The organism is Agromyces zhanjiangensis (assembly GCF_040496055.1).
In the GTDB taxonomy this organism is placed as follows: Bacteria; Actinomycetota; Actinomycetes; order Actinomycetales; family Microbacteriaceae; genus Agromyces; species Agromyces zhanjiangensis.
In genome coordinates, this window is record NZ_JBEPKB010000012.1 from 56,075 (window position 1) to 82,688 (window position 26,614).

Consider the following 26,614-nt stretch of genomic DNA (forward strand, 5'->3'; position numbering starts at 1 on the left):
TCAGGCGCGCGCGGAGTCCCCGACCGGCGGGTCCGGATCCTGGACGGGGTTGCCCGGCCCCTTGTCGGAGCGCACCCGGGGTGCCGGATCCTCCCGGCGCGACTCGGGTGCGTGGGCGCCGGACGCGGAGTCGATGGCCTCGCGCGCCGCGTCGAGCAGGTGGGTGTCGGCGTAGAGGCCCTGCGTGTAGAACTCGAGGGTCGGCAGCGTCATGCGACGGACGACCGCTGGCGAGTCGAGCGGGGCGCCGAGCACGCGCGCGAGCTGCCCGCGGAGGAGCAGTGGCGCGAGCCCGTAGGCGGTGATGAGCACGGCGCGAAGTTCGGGGTCGCTCGACCCGTGGATGCTGCCGTCCCCCACGCCGCGTTCGAGCATGGCGCTCGTCTCGGCGAGCAGGAGGTCGAAGAGGCGGTCGGCGCCGGGGGACTCGTCGGCGAGCATGGCGGCGAAGTAGGCGATCGACGTGCGGAAGCGAGCCGGGTCGTCGAGCCACTCGCGGATCGTCGCGGCGACGGATGCGCCGCCGAGCCGGTCCTTCTCGCCCATGAGCTCGTGCACGAGCCAGTCGTCGCACGCGCGGCGCAGGCCCTCCTTCGAGCCGTAGTGGTGGATGACGAGCGCCGCGCTCACGCCGGCATCGGCGGCGACCTCGCGGAGGCTGGTGCCGGCGTATCCGTGCGCGCCGAAGCGGGCGATCGCGGCGTCGCGGATGCGGGCGGCGGTCGTGGCATCCTCGGGACGCACTGAACGCATGTTCAATATCCTAAACACTTGTTCAATCCGCCGCAAGACCGGGCGCGCACCGCGGCGCGCGGCACGCCGTCGACCGTGCGTTCCCCGGCCGTTGACCAACGGTTTCGTAACGCTTCGTTGTCATGTTCAACCACACGGTTCATTCCTGACATACGCTCGACTCCAATCCTGGGGAGGAGGATCGCGTGGCACGACGACACGCACTGCAAGGAGGCAGGCGCGCAGCAGGCCCGTCGGGCGTCAGCGGCGAGCACGAGGACTCGGGTCCGGAGCGTGCGCACGCGGGCGGACAGGAGCAGGGACTCCGACCGACGACGGGGAGCCTCGCGCTGCCGACCGAGCAGCTCGCCACGAACGCCGACTCCGGGCCGATCACGGTGCCGAGGCGCGTCACGATCGGCGAGACCGGGTTCGAGGTGCACCCGCTCGCCCTCGGCACGAGCGCGTTCGGCTGGACCCTCGACGCGGAGGCGAGCAGCGACATCCTCGACCGTTTCGTCGCCCTCGGCGGCACCCTCGTCGACACGGCCGACAGCTACGCCGCCGGGCGCAGCGAGACGATCATCGGCGAGTGGCTGGCCTCGCGGGGGGCTCGCGACCGGGTCCGGATCGTCACGAGGGTCGGGCGGCACCCCGATCACGCCGGCCTCGAGCCGGCCTCGATCGCCCGCGCCGTCGACGCCTCGCTGGCGCGTCTCGGCACCGACCGTATCGACCTGCTCTGCTTCCACGGCGACGACCCCGACGTCCCCCTCGAGGAGAGCCTCGGCGCGATCGACGCGCTCATCGCCGCCGGCAAGGTGCTCGCGGTCGGTGCCTCCGACCTTTCGCCGGAGCGCCTCATCGAGGCGCGCGTGCTCGCGGCGAACGGCCTGCCGAGGTTCCAGGTGCTGACGACGCGCTACAACCTCATGGAGCGCCGGGCGTTCGAGGGCGCCCCCGAGCTCGTCGCCCACGCGCAGGGGCTCTCCGTGATGCCCGACTTCGCGCTCGCCGACGGATTCCTCGGCGGCGCGATCCGGCGTCGCGCCGACGTGCGACGCGACGCGCGCGGCGAACGCCAGGCACGCCACCTCGGTCGTCGAGGGCTCCGCGTGCTCCGCGCGCTCGACGAAGTCGCCGCCGCGCATGGAACCGTCCCCGCGGCGATCGCCATCGCGTGGCTGCTCGCGCGGCCGACGGTCGTCGCGCCGGTGACCGGGGTCAGTCGGCCCGAACAGGTCGACGCCCTCCTCGCTGCGGCCTCGCTCGAACTGCACCGATCCGAGCTCGTCGAGCTCGATCGGGCGTCGGCCTGACCGTCGCGCCGCGCGGGTGCACGCGGCTCGCCCCGCCGGCGGTGACATAGGCTGGAGTCGTGAACGGCGCCGTCGACCTCCCGCTCGGTGAGCCCGAACTGGCCTTCCACGCCGCAGGCGAGACGCTCGTTCGTCGATCGGTCCTCCCGTCCGGCATCCGCGTGCTCAGCGAGCAGGTCCCGGGAAGCCGCAGCGCGACCATCGGGTTCTGGGTCGCCGTCGGGTCCCGCGACGAGCACCCCGCTGAGAGCGGCCACCCCGCCACGTTCGGCTCGACGCACTTCCTCGAGCACCTGCTGTTCAAGGGCACCGAGACCCGGAGCGCCCTCGACATCGCGATCTCCTTCGACGCCGTCGGCGGCGAGCACAACGCCGTCACCGCGAAGGAGTACACCTGCTACTACGCCAAGGTGCAGGACCGCGACCTGCCCATGGCGGTCGACGTCCTCGCCGACATGTTCACGTCGTCCGTCCTCGACCCGGAGGACTTCGAGAGCGAGCGCCGCGTCATCCTCGAGGAACTCGCGATGGCCGGGGACGACCCCGCCGACGTCGCGAACGAGCGCTTCTTCGAGGCGGTGCTCGGCACGCATCCGCTCGCCCGCCCGATCGGCGGCGACCCCGAGACGATCGGCGTCGCCACCCGCGACGCGGTCCTCGAGCACTACCGCGCGAGCTATCGCGCGCGCGACCTCGTGGTCACCGCGGCGGGCGCCGTCGACCACGACGACCTCGTCGCACGCCTGGCCTCGGCACTCGAGGCGGCGGGCTGGGATCTCGACGATGCGGCCGCCCCGGTCGAACGTCGGCCGGCCCGGCTCGCCATGGTCGACGGGCGCGCGCCGCTCGCCGTCGTCGAGCGCCCCGGCGAGCAGGTCAACCTCGTGCTCGGCGTGCCCGGCCTCGTCGCGACCGACGAGCGCCGCGCCGTGCTGAGCGTCCTCAACACCGTCTTCGGCGGCGGGATGTCGTCGCGGCTGTTCCAGCAGATCCGGGAACGCCGCGGGCTCGCCTACGCCGTGTACTCGTTCGCACCGGGGTATTCCGACGCGGGGGTGTTCGGCATGTACGCCGGATGTGCGCCGAAGAACGCCGCGACCGTGGCCGCGCTCATGCGCACCGAGCTCGAGCGGCTCGCCCACCACGGAGTCACCGATGACGAACTCACCCGCGCGATCGGATACCTCGGCGGCGCCTCGGCGCTCGCGCTCGAGGACTCCGACACGCGGATGTCGCGACTCGGCCGCGCCGAGCTCGCCCTGGGGGAATTCGCCGACCTCGACGAGGCACTGCGCCGCGTCGGACGCGTCACCGCCGACGACGTCCGCGCGCTCGCAGGGGAGCTGGCCGACCGGCCGTTCTCGCTCGTCGCGGTCGGCCCCGTCGACGAGCACGCGTTCCGCTCGATCGTCGACCAGCCCGAAACCCGACCCGACGTCGCCTAGCGGCGTCCGACCACAGGATCAGACGTGCCCCACCACCTCTACCTCGTCCGCCACGGCGAGCAGCTCGACGCCGAGCACGGCCTTCCCGACGGCCCGCTGTCCCCGCGCGGACGACGACAGGCCGAATTGCTCGCCGAACGCCTCGGCGGCATCCCGTTCGACGCCGCCTACCACTCGCCCCTGCAGCGCGCCGCGGAGACGGCCGACATCATCGCCTCGAAGCTGCCGTCGCTGAAGCCCGAGCCCTCGCCGCTGCTGTTCGACTGCGTGCCGTCCGGCCCGGCACCCGAGACGCCCGCCGCCTACGCCCCGTTCTTCGGCTCCTTCACCGAGCTCGACTTCGAGGCTGGTCGTGCGCAGATGGCCGACGCGAACGCCGAGTTCCTCCGATCGCACCGCGAGGACCGCCACGACCTGCTCATCACGCACAACTTCGTGATCGGATGGTTCGTGCGCGAGGTCCTCGGCGCGCCCGAGTGGCGCTGGGCGACGATCAACCAGGCCAACTGCGGGCTCACCGTCCTGACCCAGCGCGCTCCCGGCCGGCCGTGGAACCTCGTCGTGCACAACGACCTCGCGCACCTGCCGCCCGAGCTACGGACCGGGCTGCCGGAGCCGTTCGCGCTCTGAGCCGCCGGCGCGCACGCGCCACGACGGCGTGCCGCGCGGCCACGCAGGCCGGGTCCGGCTCAGCCCGCGGCCGGTTCGACCCGCTTGCCGTACCAGTTCGTCGCATTCGGGTTGTCGTTGTACGGCTCGATGGCGACGTACCCGCTCGCCGCGTAGAGGCCGCCCGCAGCGGCGAGGCTCGCGTTCGTGTCGAGCACGAGCTCCTCGGCGCCGAACTCGACGGCGCGCCGCTCCAGCTCGCGCAGGAGCGCCCGCCCGCCGCCGCGTCCGCGCGCCGCCGGCGCCAGCCAGAGGTGCTTCACCTCGTACCGCACGAGCCCGTCGTCGGCCGAGGGGATGCGGCGCACCCCGCCGCATCCGACCGCCGCTCCCGCCTCGTCCTCGACCACGACGAAGACGCCCGCGGGCGCGGTGAACTGCGCGGCATCCGGCCAGGTCGGACGGTACTCGCCCTGCTCGGGCGGGAAGCCCGCCGCCCGCTCGGCGAAGTAGTCGCCGATCAGCCGGTTCGCGTCGGGGTCGGTCACGGCGGCGTCGCGGAAGCGGAGCATGCGCCAAGCCTACGGCGCGGGCCAGCGGCATCCGCCGCCCGGCCCGCCGGCCCCGGTGCGGGTGCCGGTGCCGGTGCCGGTGCCGGTTGCTAGGGTGAACGTCGTGACGATCACGGTGGCGGTCGCTGGCGCGACGGGGAAGATGGGGCGCCTCGCGACCCGACTGATCGACGAGGCCGACGACCTCCAACTGCACGCGGGGCTCGACTCGAGCTCGAGCCTCGACGAGCTCGCGGGGGCCGACGTCGTCCTCGACGTCACGCATCCCGCCGCCAGCGCGGCGATCGTCGAGGCCGCGATCGAGGCCGGCGCCGCGGTCGTGGTCGGCACGTCGGGCTGGTCGCGCGAGCGCATCGCGGAGGTCGAGACGCGTCTGCGCGAGGCCGACGCGACGACGGGCGTGATCTTCGTGCCGAACTTCTCGATCGGCAGCGTCCTCGGTTCGGCGTTCGCGGCCTTCGCGGCGCGGCACTTCGACTCCATCGAGATCGTCGAGACGCACCACGCCGGCAAGGTCGACTCGCCGTCGGGCACGGCCGTGCGCACCGCCGAGCTCATCGCCGCCTCGCGCGGCGAGCTCGGGCCGGTCTCCGCTCCGCACGCCGACCAGCGGGCACGCGGCCAGCTCGTCTCGGGCGTCCCGATCCACAGCCTCCGCATGGACGGCATCCTCGCCGACCAGCGCGTCGTCCTCGGCGCCCCGGGGGAGAGCCTGCAGATCACCCACTCGACGATCGCAGCGACCGCGTACGAGGCCGGCATCCTGCTCGCCCTGCGTCGTGCCGCGTCGGCCGAGGGCGTCACCGTGGGGCTCGACGCGCTGCTCGGCCTCGAGCTGCCGGACGGCCGGTGAGCGGCGCGAAGCTCGGCGCCGTCGTCATGGCGGTGCTGCTCGTGCTCTACCTCGCGCTCGTGGGATGGCGCGCCGTGCAGTTCGTCCTCACGGGCGAGCCGGTGGCCGTCGCGATGGGCGTGGCGCTCATCGTGCTGCCGATCGTCGCGGTGTGGGCGATCTGGCGGGAGTTCGCCTTCGGGATCCGGTCGCAGCGACTCGTCGAGCGGCTCGAGTCCGAGGGCGCGCTCGACCTCGGCATCCCGGTGCGTCCGAGCGGGCGCCCCGAGCGATCCGAGGCGGATGCCGCGTTCCCCGAGTTCCGAGCCGCGGTCGAGTCGGAACCGGGATCCTGGCGGGCGTGGTTGCGACTCGGCCTCGCCTACGACGCCGCGGGGGACCGCCGCCGGGCGCGGCGGGCGGTGCGGCGGGCTATCGAGCTGGAGCGGGCTCGGGACTGAGCATCGCGTCGATTGCCGACTCGATGCTCGGGTGCCGGAACCGGTAGCCGTCGTCGATGAGACGCTGCGGTCGCACCTTCTGGCTCGAGAGCAGCAGGTCGTCGGCGGCCTTGCCGAGCGCGGCCTCCAGCAGCTTCTCGGGCACCGGGATCACGTACGGCCGGTGCATGCGCTCGGCGAGCGCCGCCATGACGCGATCGGCCGTCGCTGGCGTCGGCCCCACCAGGTTCACGGCGCCCGACAGGTGTGAGTCGAGCAGGTGCACGATCGCGCCCACCTCGTCGTCGAGGGCGATCCACGGCCAGTGCTGCCCGCCCGTGCCGAGGCGCCCGGAGACGCCGATCGTCGTGAGCGCCCGGATGCGCTGCATCGCGCCGCCGCGGCCGACGACGATGCCCGTCCGGAACACCACGGTCCGCGTCTCGTGCGGGGCGAGCTGCGCCGCCGCCTCCCAGCGGCCGACCACCTCGGCGAGGAACCCGGTGCCGGCCGCGGAGTGCTCGGTCAGGAGCTCACCCGGCCGGTCGCCGTAGTACCCGACGGCCGATGCGCTCAGGAAGGTCGCGGGCGGCGTGCGCGCCTTGCGCATCGCGTCCGCGAGCGTGCGGGTCGCGGCGATCCGCGACTCGAGGATCTCGTCGCGGTAGCGTCGCGTCCACGGCAGCCGGGCGAGCGAGGCGCCGGAGAGGTTCAGCACGGCATCGACCCGGTCCATCACGGTGAAGTCGATGATGCCCGACGACGGCGACCAGCTGACCTCGTCGGCGGACTGCGCGCGACGTCGAACGAGCCGCACCACGTCGTGGCCGTCGGCCACGAGTCGGTCGCGGACGGCCGTGCCGATGAAGCCGGAGGCACCGGCGACGAGGACCCGCACCGCTACGCGAGCTCCGCCTCGATCGTGATCGGGATCCCGGTCAGCGCCTTCGAGATCGGGCAGTTCGCCTTGGCGTCGTCGGCGAAGGCCTCGAACTCCGCCTCCGTGATGCCCGGCACGCGTGCGCTCACGAGCAGGTGGCTTCCGGTCACGCCCTCACCGGGCTGGAAGGTCACTGCCGCGGTGGTCTGGATGCTCTCGGGCGTGTGACCCGCCTGGGCGAGGATGTTCGAGAGGGCCATCGAGAAGCAGGCCGAGTGCGCGGCGCCGAGCAGTTCCTCGGGGTTCGTGGTGCCGGCCTCGCCCTCGGCGCGCGCCTTCCAGTTGACCGGGAACTCGGCCACCTTCGAGGAGTCCAGCCGCGTGGTGCCGGAACCCTCCAGGAGGCTTCCCGTCCAGACCGTCGTCGATTCGCTCGTCAGTGCCAATGGGTCCTCCTCCTCGAGCCGGGCTCCCAGCCTATCGAGCGGATGCCGCGTGCGGCAGTCGCTCCGAGTGCGCGTCACCGCACACGGTCACGCGGTCCGGATGACCCGCGCTCGGACGAGCAGGAGGTACACCCGGCACCCGAGGCAGTACGCGAACGCGGCGTTGAGGAACGCGGCGAGGAACGCCGCGGCGGCCGCGATCGGCACGGCGACGGCGACGCCGAGCAGGCCGAGGACGACGCCCGTCGCCGTGACGACCAGCCCGACGAGCTGGGCGAAGGTCGGCGGACGCGGGTCCTCGAGTTCGGTGGGCGGCGCGAGCCGCGGGCGGACGAGCGCCCGGAACAGCAGGCCGAACGGGTGGCGCGCGACGCCGGCGATCGCGCCCCAGGCGAACAGCGCCGCGAGGAGGGCGAGCAGCACGAGCGCTGCCGCGTCGAGGCCGCCGACCGCGAGCACGACGACGGCGAGCAGCAGCACGGAGGTGATCGCCGCCGAGAAGCGGGGCCCGCGCGGGTCGATGCCGGGGCGTCCGCTGGGCGCAGCGCCGGGCTCAGGCGTGGTGGCGGACACGTGATCTCCCGGTGGTGGTGTCGAGTCGGTCGCGGAGCTCGTCGAGGCGGGGCACCCCGGTCACGCGTGCGGTCGCGCGCCCGTCCGCGTCGAGGACGAGGACGGTCGGCGTCTGGGTGACGCGGAACCCCTGGGCGAGGTCTGGCCGGTGGGTGAGGTCGATGTCGACGTGCCGGACGCCGTCGTACTCGGAGGCCAGCCCGACGAGCGCGCGCGCCGTGCCGGGGCAGCGACTGCAGAACTCGGTCGAGAACTGCACGAGAGTCGCGTCGGTGCCGACCACGTCGGCCTCGAGTCCGAGTCGTTCGGCCTCCGGCGGCGTGCGCGGATGGATCGCCGAAGCCGCGGCGCCGGGGACGACCGCCGGCCGGTCGAGGTGCCGCACCCGCCCGTCGCGCGCACGCCACACGAGCCCGACCACGAGCGCGACCGCGGGCAGCCCGAGGCCGACGACGAGGGCGGGCGCGAGGTCCATGTCCCGCAGGCTACGTCGCGCGGGCCGGTGCGGTCACGCCGTGTGACGCCGGGTGACGCCGTCCGTCGCGGCCGCGACATCCGCCCGCCTGTCATGCCGGCGGTGTCGGCCGGGCGGCGTAGCCTTGACGCCGTGGCCAGCGCGATCCCCACCCCGTACGAAGACCTGCTCCGAGACGTGCTCGAGCACGGCACGCCGAAGTCCGACCGCACCGGCACCGGAACGCGGAGCGTGTTCGGCCGCCAGATCCGGTTCGACCTGTCGCAGGGCTTCCCGCTCGTGACCACCAAGCGGGTCCACTTCAAGTCGATCGCGTACGAGTTGCTCTGGTTCCTCAGGGGCGAGTCGAACGTCGGCTGGCTCCAGGAGCACGGCGTCACCATCTGGGACGAGTGGGCGGATGCCGCCGGTGAGCTCGGCCCCGTCTACGGCGTGCAGTGGCGCAGCTGGCCGACCCCGTCGGGCGACCAGGTCGACCAGGTCGCCCAGGTGATCGAGCAGATCCGCACGAACCCCGACTCGCGCCGGCACATCGTCTCGGCGTGGAACCCGGCCGACATCCCCGACATGGCGCTCGCGCCGTGCCATGCGCTGTTCCAGTTCCACGTCGCCGACGGGCGCCTGTCGTGCCAGCTCTACCAGCGCAGCGCCGACCTCTTCCTCGGCGTGCCGTTCAACATCGCCTCGTACGCCCTACTCACGCACATGATCGCCCAGCAGACCGGCCTCGAGGTCGGCGACTTCGTGTGGACGGGCGGCGACTGCCACATCTACGACAACCACGTCGAGCAGGTCACCGAGCAGCTCACGCGCGAGCCGTTCGCGTACCCGACCCTCCGCATCGCGCGCCGCCCCGACTCGATCGACGACTACCGCTTCGAGGACTTCGAGGTCGTCGGCTACGAGCACCACCCGGCGATCCGCGCGGCCGTCGCCGTATGAGCGACGCGTTCGACGACGAGGCGACCCCTCGGGTCGGCCTGATCTGGGCCGAGGCGCGCGGGGGAATGATCGGAGCCGCCGGCGGCATGCCGTGGCACGTCCCGGAGGACCTCGCGCACTTCAAGCGCACCACGCATGGCGCCCCGGTCGTCATGGGCCGCCGCACCTGGGACTCGCTGCCCGTGCGGTTCCGGCCCCTGCCCGGCAGGGCGAACATCGTCGTGACGCGGCAGGCCGACTGGCGTGCCGACGGCGCGGTGCGGGCCGCGTCGGTCGACGAGGCGCTCGCACTCGCGGCCTCCGACGCCGACGACCGCATCTGGGTCATCGGGGGTGCGGAGCTGTTCGCGCGCACCATCGACCTCGCCGACCGCCTCGTGGTCACCGAGCTCGACCTCGAGGTCGATGGCGACACGTTCGCACCCGACCGGTCGGGCTGGCGCGTCGTCGCCGCCGATCCCGCAGACGGATGGCACGACTCGCGCTCCGGCATCCGCCACCGCTTCCTCACGCTCGAGCGCTGACCCGCGCGACCCGCGCGCCCCGCGCGCCGCGCCCCGCGCGCCGCGCGCCGCGCGCCGCGCGCCGCTGTCCAATTCGGCGGATATACGATCCGACTCCCCGCCGCGTCCTCGTTCGACGCGGTGCGTCGGATCGCATATCCGCCGAACTGAGCACGCGAGTCCTCCTCCCCAGACGGATGGCCCCGGGCCGTGCGCGCAGCGCTGGCGGCGAGCCCATCGGCACGGTCTCGGCGGCCGACCATGGCGACGTGTGGAGTCCCGAACAGGTGGCCGGACTGTGCGACGACCTCGGGTCGGTCGCTCGGCGCTCCGAGTTCGCCGCCCATGGCGTGGACGGCCGTGCGTTGCGGCGTGCGGTTGCAGCCGGCGCTATCGTTCGCGTCAGATCCGGCTTCTATGCCGCGCCGGGCCTGCCCAGGCCGACGACTGTGGCGCTGCGGCACGGCGGCGTCCTCGGGTGCGTGTCGGTCGCGCGGCTGCGAGGCCTCTGGGTGCTGCCGCTCGACGACATCGTGCACGTGTCGCTCCCGGCGCACGGTCACTCGCATCCGCATGACGACTGCTCGTGCGTTCAGCACTGGAATGAGCTGGCGCCGGCACGCACCGAAGTGTCGCTCGTCGACGCCCTGCTGCAGATCCGCGGATGCCACGGCGACGACGCGTTCTTCGCCACGTTGGAGTCGGCGCTGCACGATCGCGTGCTGACTCCGGCGCAGCACGACGAGCTTCGCGAAGGCATCACGGAATCGGCACGCTGGCTTGTTGACCTCGCCCGGACCGATGCCGAATCCGGCCTGGAGTCGTTGCTGCGGTTGCGCCTGCACCGGCTCGGGCTCGAACTGCGAACGCAGGTGGACGTACCGGGCGTCGGCCGGGTCGACTTCGTCATCGGCGACCGACTGATCGTCGAGGTGGATGGGCGGAACGGACACGAGGACGCGTCCGATCGGCACAAGGACCGCGTTCGGGACGCGGTGGCTGCGGCGCACGGATTCGACACCATCCGCTTCGACTACCACCTCGTCGTGCACGAGTGGCGACTCGTCGAGGACGCGATACTGGCCAAGGTGGGGTCGGGCCTGCATCTCGATCCATGGGCTGAGCAGCAGCGCTCCGCCTGACGCTAGGCTCGAACGATCGCATACGTGCGCTCGGCCGAGTTCAGATCTGCGGAGATACGATCGCCCATCCCGGTGGATCCCGACCCGGCCCGGTGCGCCGGATCGTATATCCGCAGCGAGGGGCTCGGGGACACGCCGCGAGCGGCGCGGCGAAGAGTGGCGCGGACTCTCGGCCCGACACGGGTCGGCCCGACGACGCGCGAGCCGATAGCCTGTAGGGCGTGACTGCAGAGAACCCCTTCGGCCAGGTGCTCGTCGCGCTCGTCACGCCGATGACGGCGGACGGCGAGGTCGATTGGCCGGCGGTGGAGAAGCACATCGACGACGTCATCACGGCAGGCGCCGACGGCATCGTCGTGACGGGCACCACGGGCGAGACGTCGACGCTCACCGACCCCGAGAAGATCCGCCTCGTGGAGGTCGGCAAGGACGTCGCCGCCGGTCGGGCGAAGATCATCACGGGCGGCGGCTCGAACGAGACCGCGCACGCCATCGAGCTCTACAAGCACAGCGAGCAGGCCGGCGCCGACGGCATCATGATCGTCACGCCGTACTACAACAAGCCGACGCAGGCCGGCATCCTGACGCACTTCCGGTTGGTGGCGGATGCCACCGACCTGCCCGTGATCCTCTACGACATCCCGGGTCGCACCGGCGTGCCGATCAAGTACGAGACGATCCTGAGGCTCGCCAAGCACCCGAACATCCTCGCCATCAAGGACGCCAAGGGCGACTTCAGCGAGGTCAGCCGCGTGCTGAACCAGACCGACCTCATGTACTTCTCCGGCGACGACGCGAACGTGCTCCCGCACCTCTCGATCGGCGCCACTGGCCTCATCGGCGTGACGGCGAACATCGCCCCCGCCCCGTACCGCACCATCGTCGACGCCGTGAACCGCGGCGACCTGAAGGCCGCCACGGCGGAGCACATGCGACTCGAGCCGCTCGTGCGCGCCGTGATGACGCACGTGCCGGGCACGGTCGCGGCGAAGTACATCCTGCACGGCCTCGGCCGCATCGGCAGCCCGCGCGTCCGCCTGCCCCTCGTCGGCCCCGAGGAGTGGGAGGCCGCGCTCATCGAGGACGAGCTCGACCTCGTGCAGGGCGTGCCCGGCGCCGACTTCCGCAACTTCCGCCCCGATCGCAACGCCGCCGCCGGCGGTGCGCTGCCGAAGGTGGCCGGCACGACACGCTGACGGGCGGCGGATGCCGCGGACCGGCTGCACAGGCGGCGCACCGACGAGGCATCCGACGGGCGAACCCCGACCGAGACATCCGCGACCACGAGGGTCGCACCGAACTGAACACCGCAACGTGAGGAGGGCACATGCCCGACGAGATCATCGACCCCGAGCCGCTCGAACCGGGGACGCTCCGCGTCGTCCCCGTCGGCGGCCTCGGCGAGGTCGGACGCAACATGACGCTCTTCGAGATCGACGGCAAGCTGCTGATCGTCGACTGCGGCGTGCTCTTCCCCGAGGAGCACCAGCCGGGCGTCGACCTGATCCTGCCCGACTTCGGCTTCCTCCGGGAGCGCCTCGACGATGTGGTGGCCGTCGTGCTCACGCACGGCCACGAGGACCACATCGGCGCCGTCCCCTACCTGCTGAAGCTGCGCGCCGACATCCCGCTCGTGGGCTCCCAGCTCACGCTCGCGCTCGTCGAGGCGAAGCTCAAGGAGCATCGCATCGCGCCGTACAGCCTCACGGTGAAGGAGGGGCAGACCGAGAAGCTCGGGCCGTTCGAGCTCGAGTTCGTCGCCGTGAACCACTCGATCCCCGACGCGCTGGCGGTCGCCATCCGCACCGACGCCGGGACGGTGCTCGCCACCGGCGACTTCAAGATGGACCAGCTGCCGCTCGACGGCCGACTGACCGACCTGCGCGAGTTCGCCCGTCTCGGCCAAGAGGGCGTCGACCTCTTCCTCGTCGACTCGACGAACGCCGACGTGCCCGGCTTCACGCCGCTCGAGCGCGCGATCGGTCCGGTGCTCGACGAGGTCATCGCGCGCTCACCGCGGCGCGTCATCGTCGCGAGCTTCTCGAGCCACGTGCACCGGGTGCAGCAGGTGCTGCACGCGGCGCACCAGAACGGCCGACGCGTCGCACTGCTCGGCCGCAGCATGGTGCGCAACATGACCATCGCGGCCGACCTGGGCTACCTCGACGTCCCAGAGGGCGTGCTGGTCGACTTCAAGAAGGCCGGCGACATCCCCGACGACAAGATCGTGTACATGTCGACGGGCTCGCAGGGCGAGCCGATGGCGGTGCTCAGCCGCATGGCGAACCGCGACCACCAGATCGAGATCGGCGAGGGCGACACGGTGATCCTCGCCTCGAGCCTGATCCCGGGCAACGAGAACGCCGTGTACCGCGTGATCGACGGGCTCACGAAGCTCGGCGCGAACGTCGTGCACAAGGGCAACGCGAAGGTGCACGTCTCGGGCCACGCGGCCGCCGGCGAGCTGCTGTACTGCTACAACATCCTCCAGCCGCGCAACGTGCTGCCGGTGCACGGCGAGTACCGCCACCTCGTCGCGAACGCGCGGCTGGCCCAGGACACGGGCATCCCGGCGGAGCGCACGTTCCTCGCCGAGAACGGCACCGTGCTCGACCTGCGCGACGGCGAGGTGACGCTCGCCGGCCAGCTCGACCTGGGATTCGTCTACGTCGACGGCTCGACCGTCGGCGAGATCACCGACGCCGACCTGAAGGACCGTCGGATCCTCGGCGAGGAGGGCTTCATCTCGGTGATCGTCGTGGTGGACGCCTCGACCGGCCGCGTCATCGTCGGCCCCGAGATCCACGCGCGCGGCTTCGCCGAGGACGACGCCGTGTTCGAGGACGTGAAGCCGAAGATCGTGGCAGCGCTCGCGGATGCCGCGCACCACGGTGTGCGCGACCCGCACGCCCTCCAGCAGACGGTTCGCCGCACCGTCGGGAGCTGGGTGAACCGCCGCCTGCGGCGCCGGCCGATGCTGGTGCCGCTCGTCATCGAGGCGTAGCCCCGACGATCGTTGCGACCGGGCGACGGATGCCGCGGCATCCGTCGCCTCGAAACACCGCCGTAACAGGCGCCGCGTACCCTCCGGTCATGGCGGCCTTCACCATCAGGTCCGCGCTCCCCGCGGACGGCGGCTTCCTCGCCGACATGGTCGTCGAGGCGGCCAACTGGCGAGCGGGCGCCACGCGCCCGCGGCCCGTGGTCCTCGCCGACGCCAGCCACGCCGCCTACATCTCCGGGTGGCAGCGCCCGGCCGACCGCGGCGTCGTCGCGATCGACCCGGAGGAACGTCCCGTCGGTGCCGCCTGGTACCGCCTGTTCGGCGCCGACCGCCCGTCGATGGGGTTCGTCGCGACCGGCGTCCCGGAATTGATCATCGGCGTGAAGCCGCTGTGGCGCGCGCAGGGACTCGGGCGCGCACTGCTGAGGGCGCTCACCGAGGACGCGCGCGCCGGAGGGTACGCGCGCCTCGCGCTCTCCGTCGAGCGCGACAACTTCGCGCACGACCTCTACCGCTCGGAGGGGTTCTCAGTCGTCGCCTCGGCGGAGGGCCGCGACACCATGGTGCGGCTCCTGCGCTGACCGGGCAGGCCCGCTCCTCCAGGCTGGGCGGGCCTCGACTGCGCCGACACTCGACCGGCCTCCCGGTCCGCGTCGGCGGCGGGCCGTAACGTGGACCGCATGGCTACGAGCACCAGGTCGAACGGGCGCGCCTCCGGCGCGTCCGGGCGTGGCTCGTCGACGCGCACCGCCCCCACGAAGAAACTGCCGGCGAAGCGCACGTCGACGCGCACGGCGCGCAGCGCGCCGCCGAAGTCCGATCGACCGGGGGTCCTCGTGCGCGCCTGGATGGGGCTCGCCCACCTCACGGGCGGTGCCGCGCGCGCGCTCGGCCCCGAGACCCTCGCGAAGGAGGAGCGCCGCGATGGCCTCCCCTTCTTCCTCGTGCTGCTCGCCGTCTCGGGCGCGATCGTCGAGTGGTTCTTCATCAACGACCCCGTGGCCCAGACGCTCGACGCGTACACCTTCGGCGGGCTGTTCGGCCGCGTGGCGTTCGCCCTGCCGGTCGTGATGCTCATGTTCGCGGTGTGGCTGTTCCGTCACCCCAGCTCGGTGCACGACAACACGCGCATCGGCATCGGCCTCGGCATGCTGCTCATCACCGTCTCCGGGCTCTGCCACCTGTTCGGCGGCCAGCCCTCGCCGAGCGAGGGGATGCCCGTTCTGGCCGGCGCCGGCGGCATCCTCGGCTGGATGCTCGCCGAGCCGCTGATCCTCCTCATCACGGAGGTCGGCGCGGGCATCGTGCTCGCCCTGCTGGTGCTGCTCTCCCTCCTCATCCTCACGAAGACGCCGCCGAACCGGATCCCGCAGCGCTTCCGCGAGCTGTACTCCTGGCTGTTCGGGGCGCTCGACGGCGAGGCCGACGACGCGGCGGCGCGCAGCGCCGAGGCGGAGGCGAAGCCGAAGCGCCGGTCGAAGGGCGGCCGCTCCGAGCAGGTCGAGCTCGACGGCGTCGACGACGACGAGGCGCCGTCCGGCGGGATGCTGCCGTGGTGGCGCCGCAACGCCTCGAACCGCGAGGAGGACCCCGAGTTCGCCGACGCGGGCGCCGACGGCATCACCGAGGTCTTCGGCGAGGGTTCGGCGGCGGGCAGCTTCGACACGCCCCTCGAAGGCGTGCGCCCGGCCGACCCGTACGGCGCGGGCGTCATCGACGACCTCGAGCGGGCGGAGTCGGCGCTGCAGCAGTTCACCGGCGAGGTCGCCGGCACCGGCACGGGTCTCCGGGGCGACGATGCCGGGGCGACCGAGGTGCTCGCCCCCGCCGGTGCGTCGGCCGGGCTCGCGTCCGGGGCCGGGTCCGGCGATGCCTCGGCGGCGGCCGCGCCCGCGGCATCCGCCGACGACACGGGCGACGACCTGCCCGACCGGCCGTACCACCTGCCCGCCTCCTCGACCCTCGCGGCGGGCGCCCCCGCCAAGACCCGCTCGGCGGTGAACGACGAGGTCGTGCGCCAGATCACGGGCGTGCTCGAGCAGTTCGGCGTCGACGCGAAGGTGACCGGCTTCTCGCGCGGGCCGACGGTGACCCAGTACGAGATCGAGCTCGGGCCCGGCGTCAAGGTCGAGCGCGTGACCGCGCTGTCGAAGAACCTGTCGTACGCGGTCGCGTCGAACGAGGTGCGCATCCTCTCGCCGATCCCCGGGAAGTCGGCGATCGGCGTCGAGATCCCGAACGCCGATCGCGAGACGGTCACCCTCGGCGACGTGCTCCGCTCGGGCGCGGCGGTGAACGCGAAGCACCCGATGACGATCGGCGTCGGCAAGGACGTGGGCGGTGGGTACGTCGTGGCCAACCTCGCGAAGATGCCCCACCTGCTCGTGGCCGGTTCCACCGGCTCGGGCAAGTCCAGCTTCGTCAACTCGATGATCACGAGCCTGCTGATGCGGGCCAAGCCGTCCGAAGTGCGGATGGTGCTCATCGACCCGAAGCGCGTCGAGCTCGCGCCGTACGCGGGCGTGCCGCACCTGATCACGCCGATCATCACGAACCCCAAGAAGGCGGCCGAGGCGCTGCAGTGGGTCGTGAAGGAGATGGACATGCGGTACGACGACCTCGCGTCGTTCGGGTTCCGCCACATCGACGACTTCAACGCGGCCGTGGTCGGCGACGAGATCAAGCTGCCCGCGGGCAGCGAGCGCAAGCTCAAGCCGTACCCGTACCTGCTCGTCGTGGTCGACGAGCTCGCCGACCTCATGATGGTCGCGCCGCGCGACGTCGAGGACTCGATCGTGCGCATCACGCAGCTCGCGCGCGCGTCGGGCATCCACCTCGTGCTGGCGACGCAGCGGCCTTCGGTCGACGTCGTCACCGGCCTCATCAAGGCGAACGTGCCGTCGCGGCTCGCGTTCGCGGTCACGAGCGTCACGGACTCGCGCGTCATCCTCGACCAGCCCGGCGCAGACAAGCTCATCGGCCAGGGCGACGCGCTGTTCCTTCCGATGGGCGCGTCGAAGCCGATCCGCGTGCAGGGCGCCTGGGTCACCGAGACCGAGAGCGACCGCGTCGTGAAGCACGTCACGCGCCAGGCTCGCCCCGAGTACCGAAAGGACGTCGAGGCGGCCGTCGAGAAGAAGGAGATCGACTCCGACATCGGCGACGACCTCGAGCTGCTCCTCGCGGCCGCGGAGCTCGTCGTGTCGACCCAGTTCGGTTCGACGTCGATGCTGCAGCGCAAGCTCCGCGTCGGCTTCGCCAAGGCCGGCCGCCTCATGGACCTCCTCGAGTCGCGCGAGATCGTCGGCCCGTCCGAGGGGTCGAAGGCGCGCGACGTGCTCGTGACGCCCGAGCAGCTGCCGGGCGTGCTCGCGAAGCTTCGCGGCGAGGAGCCGGTGGCACCGGCCGCGCCCGCGGCATCCGCCTCGCCCGCGGCGTCGCCCGCCATGTCGCCTGCGCCGGCTCCATCCGAGCCCGCTCCGGTCGCGCCGTCGGGCGACGCCGACGACCGCTACGACGACCCGGTCGGGCGGATCCCGGAGGGCCTGGAAGAGGTCGAGGCGGACGGCGACGAGGACGCCTGGGGGCTCACCGGCCGCGACTGACCGACGGCTAGGCTGAGGCCATGACCGATGCCGCTGGCCGTGATCGCACGTCGAACTGGAACCTCCCGAACGCGATCACGATCGTCCGGATCGTCATGGCGCCGATCTTCTTCTGGCTGCTGCTCGCCGATGGCGGCGCCGACGGCCCGATGCGGTGGTGGGCCGCGGTCATCTTCATCGTGGCGATCTCGACCGACTGGGTCGACGGGCACCTCGCGCGGTCGCGCGGGCTGGTCACCGACCTCGGCAAGATCCTCGACCCGATCGCCGACAAGCTCCTGACGAGCGGCGCGCTCGTGTGCCTGTCGATCCTCGGCGAGCTGTGGTGGTGGGTGACGATCCTCATCGTGGTGCGCGAGGTGGGCATCACGGTCTGGCGTCTCGTCGAGCTGCGACGGGGCACGGTCGTCCCGGCCTCCTCGGGCGGCAAGGCGAAGACGTTCGCACAGGCGATCGCGATCTCGCTGTTCCTGACGCCGCTCTGGACGTTCCTCGGCGACTGGATCCTGTGGATCAACTGGGCGGCGATGGCGGTCGCGCTCGTGCTCACCGTCTGGTCGGGCCTGCTGTACGTGCGCGACGCGATCCGGCTCGCGCGCGAGCACCGCAGCGAGGCGAAGTGAGCCCGCGAGCGGGTGGTGACACGCGGTGAGCGGTGAGCGGATGTCGCCGCCGGTCGAGCCGGGCGCCGACCCGACCGCCGAGCTCATCGGCGAACTCACCCGGCGGGGCCTGCGCATCGCGGTCGCCGAGTCGCTCACGGGCGGGCTCCTCGCCGCTGAGCTCACGCGCATCCCCGGCGCCTCGCTCGCCGTGAACGGCGGCATCGTCGCCTACGACACGGGCGTGAAGCGGTCGCTGCTCGGGGTCCCGGCCGACCTGCTCGCCGCCGAGGGCGCCGTGCATCCCGAGGTCGCGCGGCGGATGGCGGACGGCGTGCGCCTCGCCCTCGCGGTCGATGACCGCCCGGCCGACCTCGGCCTCGCGACGACGGGGGTCGCCGGACCCGACCCGCAGGACGGGGAGGCGGTCGGCACGGTCTACGTCGGCATCGCGACGGCCGGCGGGATCGACGCGATCGCCCTCGAGCTGGCCGGGGCGGGCGATCGCGACGCGATCCGCGCGGCGACGGTGCGGGCGGCGATCGCCGCGGCGCTCGCGCGCGTGCGCGAGGGCTGACCTCCGACTGCGGGCGGCGTCAGCGCGGCGGCATCCGGTACCGGTGCTCGGGCCGGCCCGCGCTGCCGTACCGCGGCGCGACCTCGGCGGCGCCGCTCACCACCAGGTGTTCGAGGTAGCGGCGTGCGCTCACGCGCGACATCCCGAGCGCCTCGGCGATCTCGGCGGCGGATGCATCGGTGCCGCGGGCCGCGAGGCCCGCGGCGACACGGTCGAGGCTGACCTGCGAGAGGCCCTTCGGGAGGGCGACACGACGCATCGTCGCCGTCGTCCCGCCGAGGATCCGGTCGACGCCGTGCTGGTCGAGGGCGCCGGCCGGCGCCGCGCGCTCTGCGGCGATGCCGCGACGCACGTCGTCGAGCCGATCGACGAGGCTCGCGCCCGAGAACGGCTTCACGAGGTAGTGGCGCACGCCGAGCAGCCGTGCCTGCCGCACGGTGTCGAGGTCGCGCGCGGCGGTCACGGCGATGACCTCGACGTCGTCGCCCGCGGCGCGCAGTCGACGCAGCACGTCGAGGCCGCCGAGGTCGGGCAGGTAGACGTCGAGGAGCACGAGTTGCGGCCGGTGCCGCTCGATCGCCTCGAGCGCGGCCGCTCCGGTATGCGCCTCCGCGACGACCGTGAAGCCGGGCTGGGCGTCGACGAACGCCCGATTGACCTGGGCGACGGCGAAGTCGTCGTCGATGATGACGACCCGGATCCCGCTCATGCGCGCCCTCCGGATGCGCCGGCCGGGGCGTCCGACGCCACCGCCGATGCGCTCGCGTCGGCGGTCGACGCGTCCCTTGCGCGCCACGGCAGCCGCACGACGAATCGCGCCCCGCCCGCCGGCGAGGTGTCGACGTCCACGCCGCCGCCGGCTCGCGCCGCCACCCGCTGCACGATCGTGAGTCCGATGCCGCGTCGCGCCTTGCCAGGTGCGGGCGCCTTGCCGCTGACGTCGGGCTCGAAGATGGCGGCACGGCGGTCGGGAGGCACCCCGGGGCCGTCGTCGTCGACGCGCACGACGACGACGCCGGGCTCGACGTCGTCCCGGACGGACAGCTCGATGCGTCCGCCGAGCACGCACGCCTCGATCGCGTTGTCGACGAGGTTGCCGATGACCGTCGCGAGGTCGGTCCGCTCGCGCGCACCGTCGGTCGCGTCGAGGTGCGACGCGGCGTCGACGTCCAGGCTGAGCCCGAGCTCGCCCGCGCGCGATCGCTTCGCGAGGACGAGCGCGGCGGTCTCGACGTCGGCGATCCCGTCGTGCTCGCCGAGCGTCGAGAGCGGACCTCCGCTTCCGACGCGCTGGATGAACGTTATCGCCGCCTCGATGTGGCCCAGCTCGAGCAGGCCGCTCACGACGTGGAGCTTGTTGGAGAACTCGTGCGACTGGGCGCGAAGCCCCTCGGCGAGGCCCTGCGCGCCCTCGAGCTCGCGGAGCGTGGTCTCGAGCTCGGTGCGGTCGCGGAGGATCGCGATCGAACCGACCTCCCGTCCTTCGACGCTGACCCGGTCGCCGTGCACGAGCAGCACGCGCTCGCCCGAGAGCACCGGCGCCTCCCGGTCCTCGCCCGACGCGATGAAGCTCGCGAGGTCGCGGTCGAGCACCTCCTCGACGGGCATTCCGAGCAGGCGCTCGGGAGCGTCGACGTCGAGCAGCCGCGCCGCGGCGTCGTTCATGAGCACGATGCGGCCCCGGTCGTCGACCGCGACGATGCCCTCCCGGATGCCGTGCAGCATGGCCTCCCGCGTCTCGAGCATCGCGCGGATCTCGTCGGGTTCGAGCCCGTAGATGCGGCGACGGATGACGCGTCCGATCCACGCCGACCCGACGACGCCGACGAGCGCCGCCACGGCCAGCGCACCGAGCAGTCCGCCGAGCCCGCCGAGGAAGTCGGCACGAAGCTCGGACTCGAGGATGCCGACCGACACCTGCCCCATCACGTCGCCGTCATCGTCGAAGATCGGGATCTTCACCCGCCACGATTCACCGAGCGTCCCCGTCTGCGTGCCGACGTACACCTCGCCCGACAGGGGGATGGTCGGGTCGGTCGAGACGCGCTCGCCGATGCGGTCGGGGTTGGGGTGCGAATAGCGGATGCCGTCCTCGTTGGCGACCACGACGTAGGTGACGTCGGACGCGTTCCGGATCACCTCGGCGACCGGTTGGATCGTCGCGGAGGGATCGGGGTCGTCGAATGCGTCGAGGATGACCGGCAGCCCGGCGACGGACTGGGCCACCGCGATCATCCGGTCCTGGTAGCCCTCGCGGAGCTGTCGCTCCTGGATGAGCATCGCGGTCACACCCGTGCCGACGACGGTCGTGAGCACGATCGCGACCTGCAACAGCAGCAGCTGCATGCCCAGCGTCATCCTCGACCGGCCCACCCCACCAGTGTGCCGCACGCCTCAGCGCCCATCGCCGCCGAGGCCGTGACCAATACGACCGAATCGACCGCAACGACCAGTACGACCCGTACGACCGCAACGTTCCGAGGGGATGCGGTGCCGACCTAGCGTCGTCGGCACCGACGATCGTCGGCCCGGCGACGGAGCCGGGCACTCAAGGAGGAGCATTGCGATCACACAGCCGGCCGACCCCCTCGGCCACCCCTCACCGGTTCCGCAGCGCGGCCGCGCGTGCGGCGCTCGCGGGCCTCGGCATCACCGCACTGGTCGGACTGGCCGGGTGCAGCGCCACGACTGCGAACGCGGGCGGTGACGGGGCGGATGCCGCGGCCTCACTCGACGCGGTCAACCTGATCGCCCCCGCCGACCCGGGCGGCGGCTGGGACCAGACGGCCCGCGCCCTGGCGCAGGTGATGACCGACGAGGGCCTCGTCGGCTCCGCGCCCGTCCAGAACATCGGCGGCGCCGGCGGCACCGTCGGCCTCGCGGCGCTCGCCAACGAGAGGGACCCGGCCACGCTCATGGTTACCGGCCTCGTCATGGTCGGTGCGGTCGAGACGAACGCGTCCCCCGTGCGCATCGAGGACATGACGCCCATCGCGAAGCTCACGGAGGAGGCGCTCGTCCTCGTCGTGCCGGCGGCCTCGCCGTACGACACGGCGGAGGACCTCGTCGACGCGATCCTGGAGGAGGGCGCGGCGATCTCCGTCACCGGCGGGTCGGCCGGCGGCGCCGACCACATCCTCGCGGGCATGCTCCTCACGGAGGCGGGCGTCGACCCGGCCGACATCCCGTCGACGCTGAACTACATCCCGAACTCCGGCGGCGGCGAGGCCGTGACGATGCTACTCGGCAACACGGTGCAGGCCGGGATCTCCGGCGTCGGCGAGTTCGTCGAGCAGATCGCGGCGGGCGAGCTGCGCGCGCTCGCCGTCTCGTCGGCAGAACCGGTCGAGCTGCTGCCCGACACGCCCACGCTCGTCGACGAGGGCTACGACGTGACCCTCACGAACTGGCGCGGGCTCCTCGCACCCGGCGGCATCGACGAGGCCGACGCCGAGGCGCTCAGCGCCCTCGTGACCGACCTGCACGATTCCGAGGCGTGGGCGGCCACGCTCGAGGAGAAGGGCTGGGCCGACGCGTTCCTCACGGGCGACGAGTTCGCGCAGTTCCTCGACGGCGACATCGCCGAGGTGACGCAGACGCTCCAGACGATCGGACTGGTCGCACCGTGACCGACTCCATCCCGGTTCCCCTCGGCGCGACCGCGCCGGGGGGAACCCCCGATCCGCCCGATGCCGCCGGAGGGGTCGTCCGCGCCCGGCGGGGTGTCGCGGGCGAGGTCGCCTTCGCCGCCGTGAGCGCCGCCCTCGGCGTCTACGCGATCATCGGCGCGGGGTACATCCGGGTGCCGCCGGGCTCGGCGAGCGTGCTCGGGCCGCGGGCGTTCCCGTACGCCGTCGGGGTGCTGCTCGTCGTGGCATCCGTCGCCGTCGTCGTGCAGATCGCCCGCGGCCGACGCGGCGTGCCCGACGACGGCGAGGACGTCGACCCCGACGCCCCCACCGACTGGCTCACGGTCGCGAAGCTCGTCGCGATCTTCCTCTCGCAGCTCGTGCTCATCGAGTGGGCGGGCTGGCCCATCGCGGTCGCGGTGGTCTTCGCCGGGGCGGCCATCGTGCTCGGTGCGAAGCGCTGGTGGATGGCGCTCCTCATCGGGCTCGGCCTCGGACTCGTCACGCAACTCGTCTTCGGCGCCTGGCTCGGGCTGTCCCTGCCCGCCGGCCCGCTCCTCGACTGGATCCCGATCTTCCATGGATAGCCTCACCGCACTGCTCGAGGGCTTCGCGACCGCGCTGCAGCCCCAGTACCTCCTCATCGCGCTCTTCGGCGTGTTCATCGGCACGGCCGTCGGCGTGCTGCCGGGCATCGGCCCGGCCATGACGGTCGCCCTGCTGCTGCCCCTGACCTACACGCTCGACCCGACCGGCGCGCTCATCCTCTTCGCGGGCATCTACTACGGCGGCATGTACGGCGGGTCGACGACCTCGATCCTGCTGAACACACCGGGGGAGTCGGCCTCGATCGTCACGGCGCTCGAGGGCAACCGGATGGCGAAGGCCGGCCGAGGCGCGGCGGCACTGGCGACCGCGGCCATCGGGTCGTTCGTCGCGGGCACGGTCGCCACGGTCCTGCTGACGTTCCTCGCACCGGGGATCGCGAAGCTCGCGGTCCAGCTCGGCCCGGCCGACTACTTCGCCCTGATCGTCGTCGCCTTCCTCACGGTCGGCGCACTGCTCGGCTCGAGCGTGCCGCGAGGCCTCGTCTCGCTCGGCCTCGGACTGATGCTCGGACTCGTGGGCACGGAGGTGCTCTCGGGCCAGCAGCGCTACACGCTCGGCGTCCCGAGCCTCGCCGACGGCATCGACGTCGTGCTCATCGCGGTGGGCCTCTTCGCGCTCGGCGAGACGCTCTACGTCGCGTCGCGACTGCGCCACGGTCCGGTTCGCGTGATCCCGGTGACGCGCGGATGGCGCAGCTGGCTCACGCGCGACGACCTCCGCCGCTCGTGGAAACCGTGGCTCCGCGGCACCGCCATCGGCTTCCCGATCGGCACCATCCCGGCCGGTGGAGCGGATGTCGCGACGTTCCTGTCGTACGCCGCCGAGCGACGGCTCGCGAAGGGCCGTGCCCGCGAGCAGTTCGGGCGCGGCGCGATCGAGGGCGTGGCGGGACCCGAGTCGGCGAACAACGCGGCCGCCGCCGGCGTGCTCGTGCCGCTGCTCACGCTGGGCCTGCCCACGACCGCGACCGCGGCGATCATCATCTCCGCGTTCCAGTCGTACGGCATCCGACCGGGCCCGCTGCTGTTCGAGACCCAGTCGGGGCTCGTGTGGGCGCTCATCGCGAGCCTGTACATCGGCAACGTGCTGCTGCTCGTGCTCAACCTGCCGCTCGTGGGCATGTGGGTGAAGGTGCTGCGGATCCCGCGGCCCTACCTCTACGCGGGCATCCTCGCGTTCGCCGGACTCGGCGCGTACGCGCTGCACTTCAACGTGTTCGACACGCTCACGCTGCTCGTCGTCGGGATCGTGGGATTCCTGATGCGCCGGTACGGGTACCCGGTCGCCCCGATGGTCGTCGGCGGCATCCTCGGGCCGATGGCGGAGGAGCAGCTCCGCAAGTCGATGGCGATCAGCCAGGGCGACCTCGGCTACCTGGTGCACAGCCCGTTCGCGATCGCCGCGTACACCACGCTCGCCGTCATCATCGCGACGGGCGTCTGGCTGAAGCGGCGGAAGGCGCGGCTCGAGGCGTCGCCGACGCTCGTGCCGACGGGCGCGATCGCCGCGGTCGACGTCGTCGACGCTTCGGCCGACGCGGCCGCGCGCGACCGGGAATAGCCCACGTGAACACCCTGTTACAGGTGTCGGGTTCAGAGCAAAACACCAGTGACCAAGGGTAGGCTCGGTGAACGGGAAGAGGCGCTAGACTGACCTCCCCGTACCGGCCCCGGTCGGGTCGCAAGGTGAGACGAGGGAGGTTCCGATGGTTCTGGTTCGACAGGAGATCGGCGACGTGCTGAGGGACTTCCGCCTGCAGAAGGGCCGGACTCTCCGCCAGGTCGCCAGCAAGGCGAGCGTCGCGCTCGGCTACCTCAGCGAGGTGGAGCGCGGCCAGAAGGAAGCATCGAGCGAGATCCTCGCGTCCGTCGCGGACGCGCTCGACACTCCCATCTCCGTGATCATGCACGAGGTCGGCGACCGCATCGCGGTGCTCGAGGGGCTCAACACCCCGGCAGTGCCCGACAGCCTCCCCGACGAGCTGGTGGCGGAGTTCGACGCGGACATGATGGTCCGCTGATCCACAGATCCACTCGAACGGCCGGTCCTGGTGACCGGCCGTTCGCACGTCCGGAGGTCATCGGTGAAGCGCAGTGAGTTCGCGCTGGCGGTCGAGCAGGAGTTCGGCCCGGGGTACGGGGACGTCGTGGTGAACGACCTCGTGCTCGTCGAGCTCGGCAACCGCACCCCGCGCGAGGCGCTCGCGGCGGGCCTCGCCCCCCGCGACGTCTGGTTCGCGCTGTGCGCGGCGACGGATGTCCCGGAGGAGCGCCGTCACGGCGTCGGACGCCCCGAGCCGGGGGAGCAGCACGCCGGGTAGCGGCCGTCTCCGCCGGCGCGATCTCGCCCGAAGACGCGTTCGACACGCCGATCGTGGCATCGAACATCCGTTCGGGTGCTGCGTTAGGCTCCTCAACAGCAGGAGGAACGACGCGTCCATCCACAACCGAAGCCCTCGGGCGGCGGATGTCGGTGGCCGGCCATACGGTCGGAGGCGTCGGAACACACCGCAAAGCGCCTTGTCGCGAGACGTGCCGGGTCACGGCCTGGCACGCGGAACGACAGCCTAGAGGCAGCCGTCACCACCACGAAGGAGCACCGATGCCATCACCCGCAGACCGCGAGAAGGCCCTCGAGACCGCACTCGCCCAGATCGACCGCCAGTTCGGCAAGGGCTCGGTGATGCGCCTCGGCAGTGAGGAGCGCGCACCGGTCGAGATCATCCCCACCGGTTCCATCGCACTCGACGTCGCGCTCGGCGTCGGCGGCCTGCCGCGCGGCCGCATCATCGAGATCTACGGTCCGGAGTCCTCGGGCAAGACGACCCTGACGCTCCACGCGATCGCGAACGTGCAGCGCGCCGGTGGCATCGCGGCGTTCATCGACGCCGAGCACGCACTCGACCCCGACTACGCGAAGAAGCTCGGCGTCGACATCGACTCACTGCTCGTCTCCCAGCCCGACACGGGTGAGCAGGCGCTCGAGATCGCCGACATGCTGATCCGCTCGGGCTCGATCGACCTCGTCGTCATCGACTCCGTCGCGGCGCTCGTGCCGCGCGCCGAGATCGAGGGCGAGATGGGCGACTCGCACGTGGGCCTCCAGGCGCGACTCATGTCGCAGGCCCTGCGCAAGCTCACCGGTGGGCTCAACCAGACCAAGACGACGGCGATCTTCATCAACCAGCTCCGCGAGAAGATCGGCGTGTTCTTCGGCAGCCCCGAGACGACCGCGGGCGGCAAGGCGCTGAAGTTCTACGCGTCGGTGCGTCTCGACATCCGTCGCATCGAGACCCTGAAGGACGGGTCCGACGCGGTCGGCAACCGCACGCGCGTGAAGGTGGTGAAGAACAAGATGGCCCCGCCCTTCAAGCAGGCCGAGTTCGACATCCTCTACGGCGTCGGCATCTCGCGCGAAGGCAGCCTCATCGACTACGGCGTCGACCAGGGCATCGTGAAGAAGTCCGGCGCGTGGTACACCTACGACGGCGACCAGCTCGGCCAGGGCAAGGAGAACGCCCGCAGCTTCCTCATCAAGAACCCCGACATCGCCGCGGACATCGAGAAGAAGATCCTCGCGAAGCTCGGCATCGGCCAGCCGGCGGCGGCTCCGGCGGCGGCTCCGGCCAACGTCGAGTCGATCGCGTCGAAGCGCAAGGGCGCCTGAGCCGGCGGGTCC

General features: G+C 72.3%; 28 protein-coding genes. 20 read left to right on the plus strand and 8 right to left on the minus strand.

Annotated elements, in window-relative coordinates; translation table 11 throughout:
* Positions 1-753 (minus strand): TetR/AcrR family transcriptional regulator, encoded by a 753-nt coding sequence (locus tag ABME02_RS17675; protein ID WP_353816678.1) that lies wholly within the window; start codon positions 751-753, stop codon positions 1-3.
* A gap of 185 nt (positions 754-938) precedes the next feature.
* On the opposite strand from ABME02_RS17675, the gene ABME02_RS17680 reads away from it, so the two are divergent.
* The 3 genes from ABME02_RS17680 to ABME02_RS17690 are packed head-to-tail and all read left to right on the plus strand — an operon-like array spanning position 939 to position 4,126.
* Entirely contained in the window at positions 939-2,051 is a 1,113-nt protein-coding gene (locus tag ABME02_RS17680) for an aldo/keto reductase (RefSeq protein WP_353816679.1), read from the plus strand.
* 59 nt (positions 2,052-2,110) lie between these two features.
* A complete protein-coding gene (locus ABME02_RS17685; protein ID WP_353816680.1) occupies positions 2,111-3,496 on the plus strand; it encodes a M16 family metallopeptidase in 1,386 nt (461 codons plus the stop codon).
* 24 nt (positions 3,497-3,520) lie between these two features.
* On the plus strand, positions 3,521-4,126 hold the full coding sequence (locus ABME02_RS17690) for a histidine phosphatase family protein (RefSeq protein ID WP_324613067.1): 606 nt from the start codon (positions 3,521-3,523) through the stop codon (positions 4,124-4,126).
* A gap of 59 nt (positions 4,127-4,185) precedes the next feature.
* Here the strand turns inward: ABME02_RS17690 and ABME02_RS17695 are convergent, their stop codons facing one another.
* Positions 4,186-4,677, minus strand: a complete 492-nt coding sequence (locus tag ABME02_RS17695) for a GNAT family N-acetyltransferase (protein ID WP_353816681.1) — start codon at positions 4,675-4,677, stop codon at positions 4,186-4,188.
* Here ABME02_RS17695 and dapB point away from each other — a divergent pair.
* Together dapB and ABME02_RS17705 are read left to right on the plus strand one after the other, a co-directional pair.
* Entirely contained in the window at positions 4,676-5,530 is an 855-nt protein-coding gene (gene dapB, locus ABME02_RS17700) for a 4-hydroxy-tetrahydrodipicolinate reductase (RefSeq protein WP_353816682.1), read from the plus strand. The genes ABME02_RS17695 and dapB overlap by 2 nt on opposite strands.
* A 26-nt stretch (positions 5,531-5,556) precedes the next feature.
* Positions 5,557-5,970: a hypothetical protein gene (locus ABME02_RS17705; RefSeq protein WP_353816736.1), complete on the plus strand. Its 414-nt coding sequence runs from the start codon at positions 5,557-5,559 to the stop codon at positions 5,968-5,970.
* On the opposite strand, the gene ABME02_RS17710 is transcribed toward ABME02_RS17705, so the two are convergent.
* The 4 genes from ABME02_RS17710 to ABME02_RS17725 form a co-directional block, all read right to left on the minus strand.
* On the minus strand, positions 5,942-6,847 hold the full coding sequence (locus ABME02_RS17710; RefSeq protein WP_353816683.1) for a TIGR01777 family oxidoreductase: 906 nt from the start codon (positions 6,845-6,847) through the stop codon (positions 5,942-5,944). The genes ABME02_RS17705 and ABME02_RS17710 overlap by 29 nt on opposite strands.
* Positions 6,848-6,849: 2 nt before the next feature.
* The gene (locus tag ABME02_RS17715) at positions 6,850-7,275 is read right to left on the minus strand and encodes an OsmC family peroxiredoxin (protein WP_353816684.1); all 426 of its coding nucleotides are present in this window, start codon (positions 7,273-7,275) and stop codon (positions 6,850-6,852) included.
* An 87-nt stretch (positions 7,276-7,362) separates the two neighbouring features.
* The gene (locus ABME02_RS17720) at positions 7,363-7,848 is read right to left on the minus strand and encodes a DUF4395 domain-containing protein (protein WP_353816685.1); all 486 of its coding nucleotides are present in this window, start codon (positions 7,846-7,848) and stop codon (positions 7,363-7,365) included.
* Complete coding sequence (locus tag ABME02_RS17725; protein ID WP_353816686.1) at positions 7,829-8,323, minus strand: thioredoxin family protein; 495 nt, start codon at positions 8,321-8,323, stop codon at positions 7,829-7,831. Before ABME02_RS17725 ends, ABME02_RS17720 begins: the two co-directional genes overlap by 20 nt.
* Positions 8,324-8,416: 93 nt before the next feature.
* Between ABME02_RS17725 and ABME02_RS17730 the strand changes: the two genes are divergently transcribed.
* The 9 genes from ABME02_RS17730 to ABME02_RS17770 all read left to right on the plus strand — a co-directional run bounded on the left by ABME02_RS17730 (position 8,417) and on the right by ABME02_RS17770 (position 18,698).
* Positions 8,417-9,265 (plus strand): thymidylate synthase, encoded by an 849-nt coding sequence (locus ABME02_RS17730; protein WP_353816687.1) that lies wholly within the window; start codon positions 8,417-8,419, stop codon positions 9,263-9,265.
* The gene (locus tag ABME02_RS17735; protein WP_353816688.1) at positions 9,262-9,789 is read left to right on the plus strand and encodes a dihydrofolate reductase; all 528 of its coding nucleotides are present in this window, start codon (positions 9,262-9,264) and stop codon (positions 9,787-9,789) included. Before ABME02_RS17730 ends, ABME02_RS17735 begins: the two co-directional genes overlap by 4 nt.
* A 176-nt stretch (positions 9,790-9,965) precedes the next feature.
* On the plus strand, positions 9,966-10,910 hold the full coding sequence (locus tag ABME02_RS17740) for a type IV toxin-antitoxin system AbiEi family antitoxin domain-containing protein (RefSeq protein ID WP_353816689.1): 945 nt from the start codon (positions 9,966-9,968) through the stop codon (positions 10,908-10,910).
* Positions 10,911-11,131: 221 nt separating this feature from the next.
* Positions 11,132-12,106, plus strand: a complete 975-nt coding sequence (gene dapA / locus ABME02_RS17745; protein ID WP_353816690.1) for a 4-hydroxy-tetrahydrodipicolinate synthase — start codon at positions 11,132-11,134, stop codon at positions 12,104-12,106.
* 131 nt (positions 12,107-12,237) lie between these two features.
* On the plus strand, positions 12,238-13,914 hold the full coding sequence (locus tag ABME02_RS17750; protein WP_353816691.1) for a ribonuclease J: 1,677 nt from the start codon (positions 12,238-12,240) through the stop codon (positions 13,912-13,914).
* 89 nt (positions 13,915-14,003) lie between these two features.
* The gene (locus tag ABME02_RS17755) at positions 14,004-14,495 is read left to right on the plus strand and encodes a GNAT family N-acetyltransferase (protein WP_353816692.1); all 492 of its coding nucleotides are present in this window, start codon (positions 14,004-14,006) and stop codon (positions 14,493-14,495) included.
* 99 nt (positions 14,496-14,594) lie between these two features.
* The gene (locus ABME02_RS17760) at positions 14,595-17,519 is read left to right on the plus strand and encodes an FtsK/SpoIIIE family DNA translocase (protein WP_353816693.1); all 2,925 of its coding nucleotides are present in this window, start codon (positions 14,595-14,597) and stop codon (positions 17,517-17,519) included.
* 20 nt (positions 17,520-17,539) lie between these two features.
* Entirely contained in the window at positions 17,540-18,142 is a 603-nt protein-coding gene (gene pgsA, locus ABME02_RS17765) for a CDP-diacylglycerol--glycerol-3-phosphate 3-phosphatidyltransferase (RefSeq protein WP_353816694.1), read from the plus strand.
* A gap of 40 nt (positions 18,143-18,182) precedes the next feature.
* A complete protein-coding gene (locus ABME02_RS17770) occupies positions 18,183-18,698 on the plus strand; it encodes a CinA family protein (RefSeq protein ID WP_353816737.1) in 516 nt (171 codons plus the stop codon).
* Between the two features lie 19 nt (positions 18,699-18,717).
* Here the strand turns inward: ABME02_RS17770 and ABME02_RS17775 are convergent, their stop codons facing one another.
* Together ABME02_RS17775 and ABME02_RS17780 are read right to left on the minus strand one after the other, a co-directional pair.
* On the minus strand, positions 18,718-19,407 hold the full coding sequence (locus ABME02_RS17775) for a response regulator (protein ID WP_353816695.1): 690 nt from the start codon (positions 19,405-19,407) through the stop codon (positions 18,718-18,720).
* Complete coding sequence (locus ABME02_RS17780) at positions 19,404-21,071, minus strand: ATP-binding protein (RefSeq protein ID WP_353816696.1); 1,668 nt, start codon at positions 21,069-21,071, stop codon at positions 19,404-19,406. Before ABME02_RS17780 ends, ABME02_RS17775 begins: the two co-directional genes overlap by 4 nt.
* A 188-nt stretch (positions 21,072-21,259) precedes the next feature.
* Between ABME02_RS17780 and ABME02_RS17785 the strand changes: the two genes are divergently transcribed.
* The 6 genes from ABME02_RS17785 (at position 21,260) to recA (ending at position 26,602) form a co-directional block, all read left to right on the plus strand.
* Positions 21,260-22,327: a Bug family tripartite tricarboxylate transporter substrate binding protein gene (locus ABME02_RS17785; protein WP_353816697.1), complete on the plus strand. Its 1,068-nt coding sequence runs from the start codon at positions 21,260-21,262 to the stop codon at positions 22,325-22,327.
* Positions 22,324-22,914 (plus strand): tripartite tricarboxylate transporter TctB family protein, encoded by a 591-nt coding sequence (locus ABME02_RS17790; protein WP_353816698.1) that lies wholly within the window; start codon positions 22,324-22,326, stop codon positions 22,912-22,914. Before ABME02_RS17785 ends, ABME02_RS17790 begins: the two co-directional genes overlap by 4 nt.
* A complete protein-coding gene (locus ABME02_RS17795) occupies positions 22,907-24,496 on the plus strand; it encodes a tripartite tricarboxylate transporter permease (RefSeq protein WP_353816699.1) in 1,590 nt (529 codons plus the stop codon). Before ABME02_RS17790 ends, ABME02_RS17795 begins: the two co-directional genes overlap by 8 nt.
* A 145-nt stretch (positions 24,497-24,641) precedes the next feature.
* A complete protein-coding gene (locus tag ABME02_RS17800) occupies positions 24,642-24,956 on the plus strand; it encodes a helix-turn-helix domain-containing protein (RefSeq protein WP_155050770.1) in 315 nt (104 codons plus the stop codon).
* A gap of 63 nt (positions 24,957-25,019) precedes the next feature.
* Positions 25,020-25,256: a DUF3046 domain-containing protein gene (locus ABME02_RS17805; protein ID WP_353816700.1), complete on the plus strand. Its 237-nt coding sequence runs from the start codon at positions 25,020-25,022 to the stop codon at positions 25,254-25,256.
* 281 nt (positions 25,257-25,537) lie between these two features.
* A complete protein-coding gene (gene recA / locus ABME02_RS17810; RefSeq protein WP_353816701.1) occupies positions 25,538-26,602 on the plus strand; it encodes a recombinase RecA in 1,065 nt (354 codons plus the stop codon).
* The last annotated feature ends 12 nt before the right edge of the window (positions 26,603-26,614 follow it).